Below are 16002 nucleotides of genomic sequence, written 5' to 3' on the forward strand. Positions count from 1 at the left end.
AACAAAGATAGCTATACAAGATATTATTATAAATTTTCATCTTTTTTACTTTTTCAGTGCCTTCATTCGAGGACTCACTGATTTTCGCTTAAGGTTAATAAATTCTCAAAAATCAACTACCAGATAACAAAGCCAAAACTAATTAATATAAATTAACCTTTTTCATACAATGTAACTACACAAGCACCACCAAGACCTAAGTTATGTTGCAATGCTAGTCTTGCACCTTCGACTTGGCGATTTCCTGCATCTCCTCTCAAGTGCCAAACTAATTCAGTACATTGTGCTAAGCCTGTTGCACCAAGAGGATGGCCTTTTGACATTAAGCCCCCTGAAGGATTAATGACATATTTTCCACCATACGTATTGTCGCCATCATGAATTAATTTGGATGCTTCCCCTTCTGAAGCAAGACCTAATGCTTCATATGTGATGACTTCATTTGGTGTAAAGCAGTCATGTAATTCAATTACATCTATTTCTTTAGGACTGATTCCTGATTTTTCGTACACTTCTTTCGCTGCACGAGCTGACATACCAGCACCAACTAGATGAATATTATCGTGTATACTGTCGGGTGTATCTGTTGTCATTGATTGTGCAACGATTTTCACTTTTTGATGGATACTATGTTTTTTTGCGAAATTGTCACTACATACTATGACGGCAGCTGCTCCGCAAGTTGGTGGGCATGCCATAAATCTTGTCAGCCCCGGATACACAACAGGTGCATTCATAACCTCATCTAACATTAACTCAGTTGTAAATAGAGAATACGGATTGTTGATGGCATGTTTTCTCGATTTTAAAGCTACCTTGCCAAAGATATCTGCATTCGCGTCGTATTTTTTTAGATATTCTAAACCTGCAGCACCAAATACTTTTAACGCAATCGGTCCATCTGGTAAATCAGGGTTTAATTCCTCAAAACTGTTGTTAAGCCATTTGAATGGCGATGTCCGATCTGTCCAATTATCACCTATAACACCCGGTTTCATCTCTTCAAATCCAAATGCTAGAACACACTCCGCGGCACCCGATTCTACTGCTTGACGTGCCATATAAAGAGCTGTTGAACCCGATGAACAGTTATTATTTACATTAATGATTGGAATTCCTGTCATTCCAACTAAATACAGAGCTGATTGACCACAGGTACTATCGCCATAAACATAACTTGCATATGCCTGATTTACTTCTGATAATTCAATGCCTGCATCAGCTAATGCACCACGGATGGCTTTTGATGCCATCATTTCATATGGTTCGCTCTTCCCTGGCTTTTCAAATTTCACCATACTTACCCCAATTACATTTGCTTGATTTCCCATTTAAAACCCTCCTATTATTATTAGAATTCTTGATTCAAGATTTACTTATCTAGGTGATAAACGAACCCCACCATCTAATCGAATCACTTCACCATTTACATATTCGTGTTCCATGATAAAAGTTGCTAGCTCCGCGTATTCGTATGGACGTCCTAGTCGTTTCGGAAACTCTACACCTTCTGATATTTTTTGAAGGACCTTATCAGATAGTTCACCTGCCATTGGCGTTAAAAACATTCCTGGTGCGATAGAAGCTACGCGGATACCAAATTCAGCTAAATCACGTGTAAGTGGTAATGTCATCCCTACAATGCCTCCTTTACTTGCACTATAAGCTGCTTGGCCCATTTGTCCTTCAAATGCTGCTGCTGAAGCTGTATTAATAATGACACCTCGTTCGCCAGAGTCCGTTAGTGGTTCGTTATTTTTCATTTCATTTGCAGCTAGTCTGAGTACATTAAACGTACCGATTAAGTTGACGTTGATAATTTTAGTGAAATCTTCAAGTGCCATAACACCTTTTCTTCCAATTGTTTTGGCTGGTTTCCCAATACCTGCACAGTTTACACACACATGAATGGCGCCAAAAGCATCGATTGCTTGTTGAATACCCTTTTGTACAGATTCCTGATCTGCTACATTGACTAGTGCAAACTGAACCTTATCTCCAAATTGTCCAACTAATTCTTTTCCCTTTTCTTCGTTGAGATCAAAAATGACAACCTTTGCTCCTTTTTCTACTAATCTTGAAACCGTTGCTTCTCCTAATCCTGAAGCGCCACCCGTAACGATTGCTACCTTATCTTGTAGATTCATTTTCAAACATCTCCTCTAAATTTAGTAGTTTTCCCAAAGCGCCCTGCTTCGCTAATCTTTTGATTATTCCAGTATCAATACCAGCTTCCTTCAATATTGCTAAAGTGTGCGTTCCTGTTTGGACGCCAGTAAATTGGTATTTTGCAGGTTGATTGGAGAATTTGATAGGAAAGGCGATTTGTTTTTGCATCCCACCATCTTGCTTTGGAATCTCGACGACCATTTCCCTTGCCTTGAATTGTGAATGTTGAACGGATTCAGAGAAGTTCAACACAGGCTCGACGCAACCATCAAATCCATCACCAAGAATCTCTAGCCACTCATCAAACGTTTTTTGCTTAAATGTTTCTGTAAGAATCGATTTAAATTTCCGCTGCTCCTCTGGATTTTCACTGCTACTCAACTGAATCAAACTCTGATCCCCTATTAAATTGCAAAGCCTTACCTGAAATGGCGTTTCTATGCTGCCGACAGAAAAATAGCGGTGGTCTTTTGTTTCGTAATAGTCGTAGAATTGACCGCCATTTAATAGTAATGATTCAGCTTCTGGTTCTATGCCTCCAACAAGATAGCCGGAACCATACATTGCATTCATTGCAAAAACACCATCAGTAATACTTATATCAATGTATTGTCCCTCGCCACTTTGTTCACGATGATAAACAGCAGCTAGAATCCCAATAACTGCTGGGAACGAACCCCCTGCAATGTCCGCAACTTGTATACCAGCTGGAACTGGAGGTTGATTTTTTCTAGCAGAATATCCCGCGGCTCCTGCTAAAGAAAGATAATTAATATCATGCCCTGCTCTTTGTTGAAGAGGACCTGTTTGTCCATATCCTGTAATCGAGCAATAAATAATTTTCGGATTTATTTCCTTTAACTGTTCATACCCTATGCCCAACCTTTCCATCACACCTGGACGGAATTGCTCAACAACAATGTCATATTTCTGAACTAACTGATATATGATTTGTTTTGCTTCATCATTTTTTAAATCCAGTGCTAATGACCGCTTCGAGCGATTTATATGGCCAAATGCTGCAGATAGCTCTCCATCTATTGGAGGCAAAAATTTCGTTAAATCCTCCCGATTTGGTGCTTCGACTTTCAGTACATCTGCTCCCATATCAGCCAACATCATTGTTGCAAATGGCCCTGGCAAAAGTGTGGTGAAATCTAATATTTTCAAGCCTGATAAAATCCCCATGCTCACCCCTCCATTTCTATGGATGATTTACCAAATCATTTTATTTACCTAGAATATCCTTACTAATGATTTCCTTCATAATTTCGGATGTTCCACCATAGATTCGCTGAACTCGTGCATCTGTAAAAGCTCTAGAGATTGGGTATTCCTCCATATATCCATAACCTCCAAACAGTTGTAAACATCCGTCTGCAATCCTCCCTTGTGCTTCAGTCGTAGAAAGTTTCGCAATACTTGCATCTGCAGTAGACAGTTGGTTGTTTTCTAAAAGGGCTAGACACTGATTGACATAAGCACGATTGACTTTAGCTTCGGTAATCATTTCGGCGATCTTATGACGAATCGTTTGAAGTTTACTAAGAGGTGCACCAAAAGCCTCTCTTTCATGAAGGTATTTGACCGTGATTTCCAAAGCCCCTTCCATAGCACCACATGCACCAACAGCAAGAATGGTTCGTTCTCTTGGTAGTTCATGCATTAATGTGATGAATCCACGTTCTAGTTCACCTAGAACTTGACTAGGGGATACTACTAGATCTTCAAAAAACAATTCAGAAGTGTCGGCAGAATGTAGACCGATTTTCTTTAATTTTTTACCTTTTGTTAAACCCTTTGTATCAGCATCTACAATAAATAGTGTCGTTCCCTTTGATGCAGGGACTTTATCATTGGTTTTGGCTACTACTATGACAAAATCAAAATTTTGCCCATTCGAGATAAATGTCTTTGATCCATTGATAAGATAATTTCCCGTTTCATCATCTTTGACTGCAGTCGTTTTTATACCTTGAAGATCACTTCCTGCAGCTGGCTCCGTCATAGCAATAGCACCAACGAATTCTCCTGTTGCCATCTTTGGTAGATAATACGCTTTTTGTTCTTCCGTACCCGAGTTAAGAATATAATAGGCAACTATATTTGAATGAACAGCTAAGTTTCCTGAAATAGAATTAAATCCAAGATGGCTAAATTCGTCTACAATGCTTGCTGAAAACTGGAATGGTGCTCCTAATCCACCGTATTGTTCTGGAATATCTACGCAAAGAAGACCTGCTTCACCAAGCTTTCTCCAAATTTCCCTTGGTAAAATACCTTCTTCTTCCCACTTATTGTAGTAATCTTCTATTTCCTTATTAGCAAATGCTTGAATGGATTTTTTAAATAATGTAATTTCTTCCTCGATTGCTACTGATTTCATGAAATCTCCCCCTTTTGTTCCTTCAATCTATCTATATTGCAAATTGCGTGCCAAATTTATATTCCGTTAAATAAAGCTTTTTAATATAGGAAGTGTTACCGATAATTAACAGAATATTGTAAATTGTAAATAAAATTAACAAAAAGTGTTAACCCTTTCAATTTGATTTGTTATAATTTGCATCATAAGGAGTTGAATGATGTGCTCATTTCCGACCTAATGACAACAAATTTTATTTCCTGCACTAAAGAACAAACCTTAAGAGAAGTAATTCCAATGTTTACTCAAACCCACTCTAATATACTTCCAGTAGTGGATGAGACTCATAAATTAATCGGGATTATTACAAAGAACAAAATGTTAAGAGTTTTAGCCACACAGCCATCCTTTGATTCAAAGATTGAACAATTCTATAACAATCAACCTATATTCCTTTCACCTACAATTGATATAGAAGAAACAAGAACATTACTTTTACGACACAACGTAGGACATGCACCCGTTGTTAATGATGATATGATTCCCATTGGTCTTGTCTCCACGAAGCAGCTTTTGTGGAGTTATAATGTTGTCTATAGCCAATTGTCATCTGTTCTCGATTTTGCCTATGACGCGATTATTCTCGTGAATCAAAGGGCAGAAATTACAATGGTTAACAAAGGCTTTACCGATTTGTTTGGCTTAAATAGCAAGGATGTTCTTAATCAATCAACAACCTATTTATTTCCGGAATTAGAAATTGAAAATGTCATCAAAACTGGCATTAGTATTCTCAATACGCCTCAACTAATCGAAGCACAACAAACACTCATTTCGATCTTGCCAATTAAAGAAAATGGAGAGGTAGTTAGTGCAATCTGTAAAGTGACTTATCGAGGCTTAACACATTTACATGAAGCCTTATCGAAAGTGAAAAAACTCGAAAAACAACTATCCGACTATCAACATGAAATTAGTGAAATGAAAGGAACGAAATATACATTTATTGATATTGCTGGAGAATCAGAGTCGATAAAAAAGATAAAGTATGAAGCTACATTAGCCTCTAAAAGCATGTCAACAGTGTTAATAATTGGAGAAAGTGGTACAGGAAAAGAGTTATTTGCACAAGGAATTCATGCGTCATCAAAACAAATAGGTTCCTTTGTCCAAGTCAATTGTGCTGCGATTCCTCCTGAATTACTTGAATCTGAATTTTTCGGCTATACGGATGGCGCATTTACTGGGGCAAAAAAAGGTGGAAAAAAAGGGAAATTTGAATTAGCGCAAAACGGTACGATTTTTTTAGATGAAATTGGAGATATGTCACTATCACTTCAAGCGAAAATTTTGCGTGTTTTGCAGGAAAAAGAGTTCCAACCTATTGGCAGTTCGAAATCCATTCATCTAAATACAAAAATCATCGCTGCGACCAATCAAAATATCGAAAAGCTTGTTGCAGAAGGGAAATTTAGAGAGGACCTTTACTATCGTCTTAATATTATGCGTTTAAATATTCCACCTTTAAGAGAACGAATTGAAGATTTACCCGATATTATTCAAGCAATTGTTCAACGATTAAACCAAAGTGGATTCTACGTTCGGGGTGTCACACATTCAGCATTACAGAAACTGATGAAACATTCTTGGCCAGGAAATATTCGCGAATTGCACAATGTTTTGGAGAGGGCAGCAAATATTAAGTCTGGTGATTATATTGATTCAGAGCACATTGCTGATTTTATTCCAACAGTAAAGGAACAAAAATCAAAAAACCTATCATCTCCATCTACTTCCACCTATCAAGATACCATTCAATCAACGGAGAAAGACCTTATACTCTTAGCTATGAAAGAAGCAAATGGTAATAAGACGAAAGCAAGTAAGATACTGGGAATCTCAAGGCCATGGCTTTATTCGAAGCTAAAGAAATATAATATCGAATAATAAGTTGATATTCTTTACCAAGAACTAGGGTTTGACATTTTTTTCGAACTCATGTAAAAAGGGATATAAAATTTTTTCACTTTTATATCCCCTTTATTGCACTTAATTAATATCCTTTAAAATCAGGTACTCTTTTTTCAGAAAAGGCCGATAATCCTTCTTGGCAGTCATAAGAATGAAGATGATTTTTTAAAGCTAAAATCTCTTGTTTTAAAGCGATGTCTAATGGTTGCTCTTGCCCATCGTTTGCAAGTTTTTTCATTTCTCTTAAAACTAGTGGACTCTTTGTAGATATTTTATCGGCTATTTCTTGTACTGCCGCTTCAAGTTCTTCTGCAGGCACTACTTTTTGTACTAATCCGTACTGTTGCATTTCTTGTGCCGAGATGAAATCCCCCGTAAATAACAAGTACTTTGCCCGATTCACACCGATTTTTCTAGGTAATCTTACAGCTCCACCCCCACCAGGAATTACACCAAAATTAGCATGTGCATCCGCAATCTTTGCCTTTTCTGAAGCAATCACAATATCAGCAGTCATTGTTATTTCTAAACCGCCAGCTGCAGTAATTCCATTTAAAGCCACTAATAATGGCTTAGGAAAATGATTAAGTTTTGTAAAAGTATCTTCAGCCGAATCTAACATCCCTTTTTGTCCATCCGGCTTCTTTTCTACATCACTTAAAATCTCTTTTAAATCGGCACCTGCACAAAATGCTCTACCTTTTCCTGAGATAACTACAACTCTTACATGCTCATCACGCTCGGCATCTTGCAATGCTTCTAATAATTCAATCATTAACGATTTCGATAATGCATTCAAATGATCTGGTCGATTTAGATAAATCCAACGCGTTAGATTCTTTTGCTCCACTAAAATTGTATGAAAAGCCATGGACAAAACTCCCTTCTCGTCACTTGTTATTTTGAAATTAAGGCTGAAATATTTGCCTTTAACACCAATTCACCATCATTTTTAAAGGATAATAAAAGCAAAGTTACTTCCCCATTCACGTTTCTCTCTTGCTTTTTAATAACCTCCGCAGTGACATAAAGAACATCATCAGGATAAACTGGTTGCACAAACTTTAAATTATCAATACCTGTTCCAGCAATAACATGGTCACCCAGTATATTTAAATCCGTCCATAACTTAAAGGAAACGCTAATCGTATGTAACCCTGAAGCGATAATTCCTTTAAATCGACTTTTCTTCGCCTTTTCCTCGTCAACATGCATATATTGCGGATCAAACTGTAAGGCAAATGAGATTATTTCATCTTTGTTCATCTTATAAGATTCTGTTTCAAACTTTTGACCAATTTGAATGTCGTCAAATTTCATATAATCACCTCATATAGATCTACTGCAAGTATCATGCCAACATTATTCCCTATACCAAATAACGTTTTTGCAAACAAAAATATAAATCTGTAAAGCATTCTTAACGAATAATTGTTTAGAATACTTTACAGATTGTAAACAGTTTAAGAGACTGAAAAAAAAACCGTAAACTTGCAATTGATGAATCATTTAGATTCCATTTCAAAAAACTTGGTTTGGATAGATGCATATCAAAAATTCTAAAATAAAAAAATAGAAGTGGAATGATTCCCCCACTTCCATTTTCTTTCTTTTATTATCGATTCCGAAGTTCCCAATCTGTACTTGTAAACTGAGGGGTGATGTTTTTGTGATCCGTTTTAATTTGTGGTTGCAAGACATACCAGCCTCTTTCATTTACGGAACCGTCAGTTACATATTGGAAACGAATAAACTTGGTTCCCTCAGGCAATTGATAGGATTCTTTTTGCCAATTACCACTATTTCCTGTTAATGCCCCGAGCTCATTCCATGTAATTCCGTCTTGAGAAATTTCAACTTTTCCTATATCCGAATCTGATTCCATTCGGTACCATGTTTGAAAAGATAAGATGGATGGCTTTTGAATATTCACTTCAGCTTGCAAAATCGCCTTTTTGTTATCACCATATCCAGCAAACCATGCATCTTTATTCCCTGGAATAGCGACAGGAATGGCATCTGCTGCATGTCTAGCTACAAGCCTTCTTGTTTGATTCGTTGACACTGTATTACGTGTTGGATGGACGCGATTAGTTAGTAAAATGACGACGGCTTTATTTTTGGGGCTAATCACTAAAGAAGTCCCTGTATAACCTGTATGTCCCATAGTATTCACATCCGTTAACCCATCCATATACCATCCCTGATTTAATTCAAATCCAAGACCATGGTCATTTCCAGGAAACGCTTGATTCATATTTTGCTCCATTAATTGGACCGTTGAAGGTTTTAAAATGCGTGATTGACCATATTTGCCTTCGTTTAAAAATGTCTGTCCTAAAATCGTTAAATCATGTGCTGTTGAGAAAACACCTGCATGGCCAGCAACACCATCTAAAGACCATGTATTTTCATCGTGTACTTGCCCCCATACGAGGCCTCTACCTGTCCACGGCTGATATTCAGTGGCTGCAATTCTCGGTTTTAAAGATTCTGGAGGGTTGTACATAGTATCTTTCATCCCTAATGGGTCTGTGATATGTTGTTCTACGTATTCATCCTGTCTTTGCCCTGTTAATCTTTCAATAAGAACACCTAAAGTAATCATATTTAAATCACTATACGTATACTTTGTACCTGGCGGATTAGATAGACCATGTTTTAAAACGATTTCTAAGCGATCTTCTCTAGATGTTCCCATTTTATATAGTGGAATTCCTGGTTCAAATCCAGAAGTATGGGTCATTAGTTGCCGGATTGTAACGGTCCCTTTTCCGTTTTCTGCAAATTCAGGTATATACTTTGCGACTGGGTCATCGAGTTGAAATTTTCCTTTTTCATATAATTGCATTGCAGCGACAGAAGTGAAAATTTTACTGATCGATGCAATATCAAAAATAGTATCTTTTTTCATCAAAATAGGCTGATCTGTTTCTGTAAACTTATCATCTAAGTATCGGTAGGCATAGCCATATGCTTGCTCTTTAACTTTTATTCCTTTTCTTGTAACTGAAACAACAGCACCAGGCATCACTTTTTGATTGATTGCGTTTTGGATGATTTGATCAATTTCATTCAAAGGTGCCTCAACCATTCCTGCATCCTTTGGTTGACCATCACGTAACACTTGTGATGATGAACCCGGATGGTCCCATGTAAATTGATCATACTGTTTGTTCACCTCTGTCTTTTTAAGTGTTGTCGCATAAGAAAAGTCTAGCATTCCAAATGAAATTGTCGCACTTATTATCCCTATTGAGCATGTTTTCCATAACCACTTTTTCAACTGAATCCCCCCTATTTATATTGTAATCCGAATCCAAAATCATATAGATTAGGTATGGTAACAGGTAATTTTCCATTTGGTTGGATTTCCCCTATTAATGCTTTAGCTAGTGCTCGAGTTGAGATATCACGATTACCATATGTTAGGACATTGGCATCTATCTCTGGAAATGCCATGATATCATAAGGGTTTCTCATAGATGCTACAACGACAGGTTTTCCAGTTTGTTTCAAAGCTTTTACGAATGATTGTTGCGCACTGTTCGTATTGGCATTATAGGCTGTCACAATAATCACATCCACATTTTGAGCCTTTGTGACTGTTGTTTGAATTTGATCGGTTGAAGGAGATGTGCTAGTACTCGAATTGATTGCATCCATCCCTTTTTCTAAAAGAAGTATAGCCAACTTTTCTGAATTCGCTACTGTTGGCCCAGTTACTAATACTTTTTTTCCTTTTTGAATTGGTAATACATGATTATTATTTTTAATTAATGTAATGCTATTTTCAGTCAATTTATCTGCGATTTTTAAATTTTCAGATAGTCCAATGTTGTGAATTGCTTCTTTTTTAACTAAAGGTTGTTGAATGATTCCACGTTTATATTTTGCTGATAATATTCTTGTAACGGATTGATCTAAACGTTTTTTGCTAATTTCTTTTGATTTTACTGCTTTTAGCATGGTATTATATGCGACTTCTACATCTGGTGGATTGAGTAAAATATCTGCACCCGCTTGAAATGCTGCTACAGGCACTTGATCTATTGGTAAAACATTTGCTCCTGACATATCTAAACTGTCAGTGATAATCAATCCATCATATCCAAGTTGTTTACGAAGAACCCCTGTCATAATTGGCTTTGATAAAGTAGCAGGAAGCCCTGAATTATCAAGTGCTGGAACGACAATGTGTGCTGTCATGATTGCATCAATACCATTTTGAACGGCTTTTTTGAACGGTTTCAAATCAACTTTATTCAATGTTTGCAGGTCATGGTTCACAATAGGTAATCCATAATGAGAATCGACATTCGTATCTCCATGACCCGGAAAATGCTTTCCTGTCGCTATAACATTTTGACTTTGAAGACCCTCTACTTGTCCGATTCCTAGTGAAGCAACTAGATCAGGATTTGCCGAATAGGATCTCACACCGATTACTGGATTTTCTGGATTCACATTGACATCTAAATCTGGAGCAAAGTCCATATTTATCCCTAAACTTTTTAATTCTAAACCCATGATTTCAGCAGATTTTTTCGCAAATTCTTCTGATTGTGTTGCTCCGAGTGCCATATTTCCTGGGAAAACTGTAGCAGGATCTGTAATACGTGCAACAACTCCCCCCTCTTGATCAGTTGAGATGAATAAAGGAATTTTGTTTTTTTGTTTTAAGGCAATTTCCTGTAATCCATTTGACAACGATTGAACTTGACTCGAATCTACAGGTGTTCCAATGTTTTGAGACCAATTGAAGTAGATAACGCCTCCAATATGATATTTCTCAATGATTTCCTTAAAGTTTGCCCCACCACGATTTTTCTCAATATTAGTTGCAGCATAATCTGGATCAATTGGAGTTTTTCCATAAGCATGTACGATAAATAGTTGTCCTACTTTTTCTTCGATTGTCATGTGCTTTACTTTCTCTTTTACCCACTTCTTTGCAATCTTTTCCTCATTTCCATTTGATTTATCCTTCGCTTGAGACATTGGAACAATTGAAAATGTAAAAAGAAGCACGAAGGTCAATAAAAAAACAATGACTCTTTTCCCCATCTAATCTACCCCTTTGCTCCATATTTATAGTGCTTTTAATTTCAAGTTTAACACTCCATCTGAATTGGTCTATACAACTTTATATCCTTTTATCAGAATATTTATAATATTTAATTTTTTAATTTATGAAATTTTTCATAAATAATGGAAATTAGACTAGTGATAGTGGCTTAGTTAGCCTTATTAATGTATTAGTGGCTGGGTTAAATCATGAGTTTGTTGTGTCGATTATTTTTTCAGAATATTATTTATTTTCAATTGATGTTGTAACAACAATAGTGTATGATACATAGTATAAATATATACTGTATGACATATAGTAAATAAAAAGGAGGTGGGTGTGGTGTATGAGTACTTTATTGAATTCATTAACGACAGAGCTTAGGAGAGGAACATTGACTTTAGCTGTCTTAAGTCAATTACAAACTCCCCAATATGGATATTCACTTGTTCAGTCGTTGGAAGAATCCGGTATTTCAATTGATCAAAGTACACTATATCCTTTGCTTCGCCGATTAGAAAAACAGGAGTTAGTCTCGAGTAGTTGGGATACTGCTGAGAGTAGACCTCGTAAGTATTATATTTTAAGTGAATATGGATTAGATATTTTCGTGCAGTTAAAAAAGGAATGGATTAACAATTCGAAAGTTCTCTACGGATTATTAGAAGAGGAGGAAGATATATGAATCTGATTGAGATTTATATTCAAGAGGTAACTCGGAGGCTACCTCAAAAAAGTCGTGAAGATATTGCGCTCGAGTTACGGTCAACTATAGAGGATATGCTACCTGATGATTACAGTGAAGAAGATACAAAGGCAGTTCTTGAAAAATTAGGGAGTCCAGTCACATTAGCTAGTGGTTATCTAGATCGGCCAATGCACTTAATTGGTCCACGCTATTTTGATGTATATTTAACGCTACTAAAAATGATTTTACCGATTGCCGCTGTCATATCGTTAATCTCGATGTTTGCTGAACATTTTATTGGATATAGTGGAGAACAAGCGGTTCTAAATGTTGTTTTGAGTCTTATGGGTGAAGGAATAGGAAGAATCATTGAAGTAGGGATCCAAGTATTCTTTTGGCTTACACTTGTGTTTGCTATTTTAGAAAGAACAGATAAAGTTAGTGATGAGCAGCCTTTAACAGCAAGCCTAAAAAAATGGACTCCTAATGATTTGAAAAACATCTCATATATCCCTAAGAAAAAAGCGATTTCAAAGGGTGAGGTATTTGGAAGTTTAATGTGGACAGCGATTTGGTCAACTCTTTATTTTTATGCGAATCATCTTGTAGGTGTATATGAACGCGGCAGAGACGGACTTGAATTTGTGACCACAACTTTTAATCAGGAAGTTTTACTTGGATATTGGCCAATCGTTCTTGTTGTAATTGGTTCCGAAATAGCACTAGCTCTTTATAAATTAATAAAGGGGCAATGGACAAAAGGAATAGCAATTTGTAATACTGCAGTCGAGCTTATTTCAACCATTGTATTCATTATTATCTTAACAAATCCGAATCTGATGACCCAAGATTTTATTACGTATATGGCTGATGTATTTACCACAACAGCTAATCAATTTGAAACATGGATAGTTAGCGGCGGAATTTTCATCTCTATTTTATTTGCAGCAATCAGTGTATTTGAAGGCTTCCGCAAGGCTAAAATTAGAATTCATTAATATTTAAAATCGTACGATTACCTCCTCTTCAATTTCTAATCCGTAAATAACCGAAAATAGACAATTGTATATACATTTTCAATGATCCAGCATAAATTAATATCAGATCATTTTCAGGGGAGTACTTCTCCCCTTTCTAATTTTAAGAAAAATAAGCTTTTCCTCCCCTTTTGCACCTGCTTTTGTAACACATTTTAATTCGAAAAGTATAGAATCTCCTGTTTAGTTATTTGCTAGGTTAACGCTTAATATTTCAATCAAGCTGGTAACACATTTCAAATCTTTGATATTCCCCACAAAAATACATACCCATTTTTGATTAGATACACTAGTTAGTTTCAATTAAAAGACATCCAACTCGATACCAAAATAATTATTAATAATGGTTATATTTACACTATTCCCGTACATATTATATTAAATATATTTTTTTATGAAATGAAGAAGGAGGTGATGAGCTATGACAAAAGTAGTTTTAATAAATGGCAAGTATTTAGCCATCTTAAATGATTCACAAGTTGTTGAAACAAGAGAATTACCAGAAGGTGTTAATCTTGGTGCGATGGGAGAAGTTGAATACGACCACCAGACCGGTCAAATTATCATTGATGGACAGATTATTTAATCTGACTCCATCATTTTTTATACCTACAAGCCTCTATTCAGAAATCCTCACTAGAATAATGTTTGCTTTTCTATATATGTAGCCATTTAGAATAAATTAAGCAAATAATAATCATTAGCCTCTATAAAATGAAGCACTTTTGGATCTAGCAAATCATTATCCACGGAAAATCATGTTCAATCCGCGAATTAAGTATTCCAATCCACGAAAATTCACAATCTATCCACGAAATTAACATCCCAATCCACGAAAATTCACGTTCTGTCCATGAAACAAACAAAAAAGAACCCAGTCATCAAAAGACTGAGTTCTTTTTTTGGTTGTACATCGATACTACCAAATAAACAATCCTACAAGCATTGCACTTAATAATGAAACAGCAATACCACTGATAAGAAGTTTCCAAACGTTTCTGCCGATAATCGCTGATTTTTTTTCATTTAACAGTGAGCTAAATGCGCCGTAAATCATACCAATTGTACTGAAGTTCGCAAATGATGTTAAGAATGTTGCTGCTACCGCAACAGTGTGTGGAGCCATTGAATGAATATGTTTCGTTAAATCCATCATGGCAACGAATTCATTGGTTGCTAATTTCATACCCATTAATTCTGCTACATACATGGCATCTTTGGTAGGTAAACCAAGCAAATAAGCAAAGGGACTAAAGAGGTAAGAAAAAACTTTTTGAATCGTTAAGCCATGAACTGCTAAACCTAGAATCCCATTGACTGCAGCAGTTAAAGCTACATAACCAACAAGCATTGCTGCAATAACGATAACCATGTTCATACCAACTAACATACTGTTAGAAATGGTTGAGAAGAAATCCTTCTTCTCTTCTTTTGATGGTTTGTAAACGATGTCTTCTTCGTTTGGAACATCAACTGGATGCAGCATATTAACAACAAGCAACGCGTTTAAACAGTTTAACGGAATCGCACAAAATACATATGCTGCTGGAACCATTGATAAGTAAGCGCCTACAATTGATCCACTAATACAACTCATACTCATAATCCCAAAAGTAAGTAAACGATTCTCATTTAATTTATCCAACTGATTTCGAATAACAGCTAATGCTTCGGTGTTCCCTAAGAACATCATTTGGATAGAGTAAAAACTTTCTAATTTTGGTAAACCCGAAACTTTAGATATTAACCAACCTACTTTATCAATAATCCAAGTCAAAATACCGAAGTAAGATAAAATATCAAAGAAAGTAACGATGAAAATAATTGGCACTAATGCACTGAAGAAAAAGTCCACATTGTGATGTGCTAAAGCACTTGGCCAAACAAATGCAATCCCCTCATTTGCACACTTAATTAACCAATTAAAGAAGTCGGCAATCTTATTGATAATCCAACCACCAATTGTCGTTTTTAGCATAAACCACGTAATTAGTACTTCTGCTATAAGAATTGTAAAAATGGCACGCCATTTTATTTCTTTCTTACGAGGCGAGCATAGGAATACGATTCCCATCACGATAAACAACCCCAAAATGTTCAATAAAAAATACATATAAGCAACTCCTGGCTATAAGAATAAGCAACAAAAAAGCCCTTACATTTTTCAGAATTGGAAGAATAAAAAGTAAGCGCGTCAGAGTAAAAATAGTCCCATTCACTTGAAAACTAATTTTATTCAAACTTTCCTGTAATCTAGTAATGACAGTTAAAACAATCATCCATATAAATAATTCAATACAAGGAAATACTTTTGTTTAATTGATAAAAATATTACACTCCACAAATTGAATTATCAATATTTTATCATTTAGTCGCAATAATAAAATTAACTCGAAAATTTCAAAAGGTCAGACGACTAACTTTTATAATGTGTAATATATAATTTTCTATACAATAGTAGTTACCCCAAATTCATGTTTCTAATCAACCACATATCTTTTATAAACAATTTCATAATGCAAAATTTATAAAAAATATACGCGCATTAAATGATATCCAATTTTGTTCATTGCAACGATTTCTGCATCGATTCTCTCGAGAATGCATACGCATTTCCTTCTTAAGATGTAGATATTGAGGGCATTGAAAAGTGTCTAAGAACAAATTTGAATAGTATTAATCTGATTTCTGCATGATGTGGAAT

Annotated in this window: 13 protein-coding genes; 4 read left to right on the forward strand and 9 right to left on the reverse strand. The window is 35.8% G+C overall.

The features are described from left to right. Positions 1-152: 152 nt before the first annotated feature. From ABE048_RS12455 to ABE048_RS12470, 4 genes are read right to left on the reverse strand one after another with little or no spacing between them, the layout of a single operon-like run. Positions 153-1331 carry a lipid-transfer protein gene (locus ABE048_RS12455; RefSeq protein ID WP_430311600.1) on the reverse strand — a complete coding sequence of 393 codons (1179 nt, stop codon included), beginning with the start codon at positions 1329-1331 and terminating at the stop codon, positions 153-155. A 45-nt stretch (positions 1332-1376) separates the two neighbouring features. Continuing rightward, positions 1377-2147: an SDR family NAD(P)-dependent oxidoreductase gene (locus ABE048_RS12460; protein ID WP_430311601.1), complete on the reverse strand. Its 771-nt coding sequence runs from the start codon at positions 2145-2147 to the stop codon at positions 1377-1379. Beyond that, positions 2131-3357, reverse strand: a complete 1227-nt coding sequence (locus ABE048_RS12465) for a CaiB/BaiF CoA transferase family protein (RefSeq protein ID WP_430311602.1) — start codon at positions 3355-3357, stop codon at positions 2131-2133. The genes ABE048_RS12460 and ABE048_RS12465 overlap by 17 nt, the downstream gene beginning before the upstream one ends. A 40-nt stretch (positions 3358-3397) precedes the next feature. Continuing rightward, on the reverse strand, positions 3398-4555 hold the full coding sequence (locus ABE048_RS12470) for an acyl-CoA dehydrogenase family protein (protein WP_430311603.1): 1158 nt from the start codon (positions 4553-4555) through the stop codon (positions 3398-3400). Between the two features lie 219 nt (positions 4556-4774). On the opposite strand from ABE048_RS12470, the gene ABE048_RS12475 reads away from it, so the two are divergent. Next, entirely contained in the window at positions 4775-6481 is a 1707-nt protein-coding gene (locus ABE048_RS12475) for a sigma 54-interacting transcriptional regulator (RefSeq protein ID WP_430311611.1), read from the forward strand. Between the two features lie 106 nt (positions 6482-6587). Here ABE048_RS12475 and ABE048_RS12480 read toward each other — a convergent pair whose 3' ends face one another. The 4 genes from ABE048_RS12480 to ABE048_RS12495 all read right to left on the reverse strand — a co-directional run bounded on the left by ABE048_RS12480 (position 6588) and on the right by ABE048_RS12495 (position 11572). Then, the gene (locus ABE048_RS12480) at positions 6588-7376 is read right to left on the reverse strand and encodes an enoyl-CoA hydratase/isomerase family protein (RefSeq protein ID WP_430311604.1); all 789 of its coding nucleotides are present in this window, start codon (positions 7374-7376) and stop codon (positions 6588-6590) included. A gap of 26 nt (positions 7377-7402) precedes the next feature. Further along, the gene (locus tag ABE048_RS12485; RefSeq protein WP_430311605.1) at positions 7403-7825 is read right to left on the reverse strand and encodes a MaoC/PaaZ C-terminal domain-containing protein; all 423 of its coding nucleotides are present in this window, start codon (positions 7823-7825) and stop codon (positions 7403-7405) included. A gap of 295 nt (positions 7826-8120) precedes the next feature. Beyond that, positions 8121-9728, reverse strand: coding sequence for a serine hydrolase (locus ABE048_RS12490; RefSeq protein WP_430311612.1), 1608 nt, complete (start codon positions 9726-9728; stop codon positions 8121-8123). A gap of 74 nt (positions 9729-9802) precedes the next feature. After that, on the reverse strand, positions 9803-11572 hold the full coding sequence (locus tag ABE048_RS12495) for a glycoside hydrolase family 3 protein (protein WP_430311606.1): 1770 nt from the start codon (positions 11570-11572) through the stop codon (positions 9803-9805). A 347-nt stretch (positions 11573-11919) separates the two neighbouring features. On the opposite strand from ABE048_RS12495, the gene ABE048_RS12500 reads away from it, so the two are divergent. From ABE048_RS12500 to ABE048_RS12510, 3 genes are all read left to right on the forward strand, one after another. Further along, on the forward strand, positions 11920-12258 hold the full coding sequence (locus ABE048_RS12500; RefSeq protein ID WP_430311607.1) for a PadR family transcriptional regulator: 339 nt from the start codon (positions 11920-11922) through the stop codon (positions 12256-12258). Next, positions 12255-13259, forward strand: a complete 1005-nt coding sequence (locus ABE048_RS12505) for an HAAS signaling domain-containing protein (RefSeq protein WP_430311608.1) — start codon at positions 12255-12257, stop codon at positions 13257-13259. Before ABE048_RS12500 ends, ABE048_RS12505 begins: the two co-directional genes overlap by 4 nt. 460 nt (positions 13260-13719) lie before the next feature. Continuing rightward, positions 13720-13884: a hypothetical protein gene (locus ABE048_RS12510; protein WP_430311609.1), complete on the forward strand. Its 165-nt coding sequence runs from the start codon at positions 13720-13722 to the stop codon at positions 13882-13884. 333 nt (positions 13885-14217) lie between these two features. Here ABE048_RS12510 and ABE048_RS12515 read toward each other — a convergent pair whose 3' ends face one another. After that, on the reverse strand, positions 14218-15411 hold the full coding sequence (locus ABE048_RS12515; protein WP_430311610.1) for a NupC/NupG family nucleoside CNT transporter: 1194 nt from the start codon (positions 15409-15411) through the stop codon (positions 14218-14220). Positions 15412-16002: the final 591 nt, after the last annotated feature.

It is taken from the genome of Rummeliibacillus pycnus (assembly GCF_050459865.1).
In the GTDB taxonomy this organism is placed as follows: Bacteria; Bacillota; Bacilli; order Bacillales_A; family Planococcaceae; genus Rummeliibacillus; species Rummeliibacillus pycnus_B.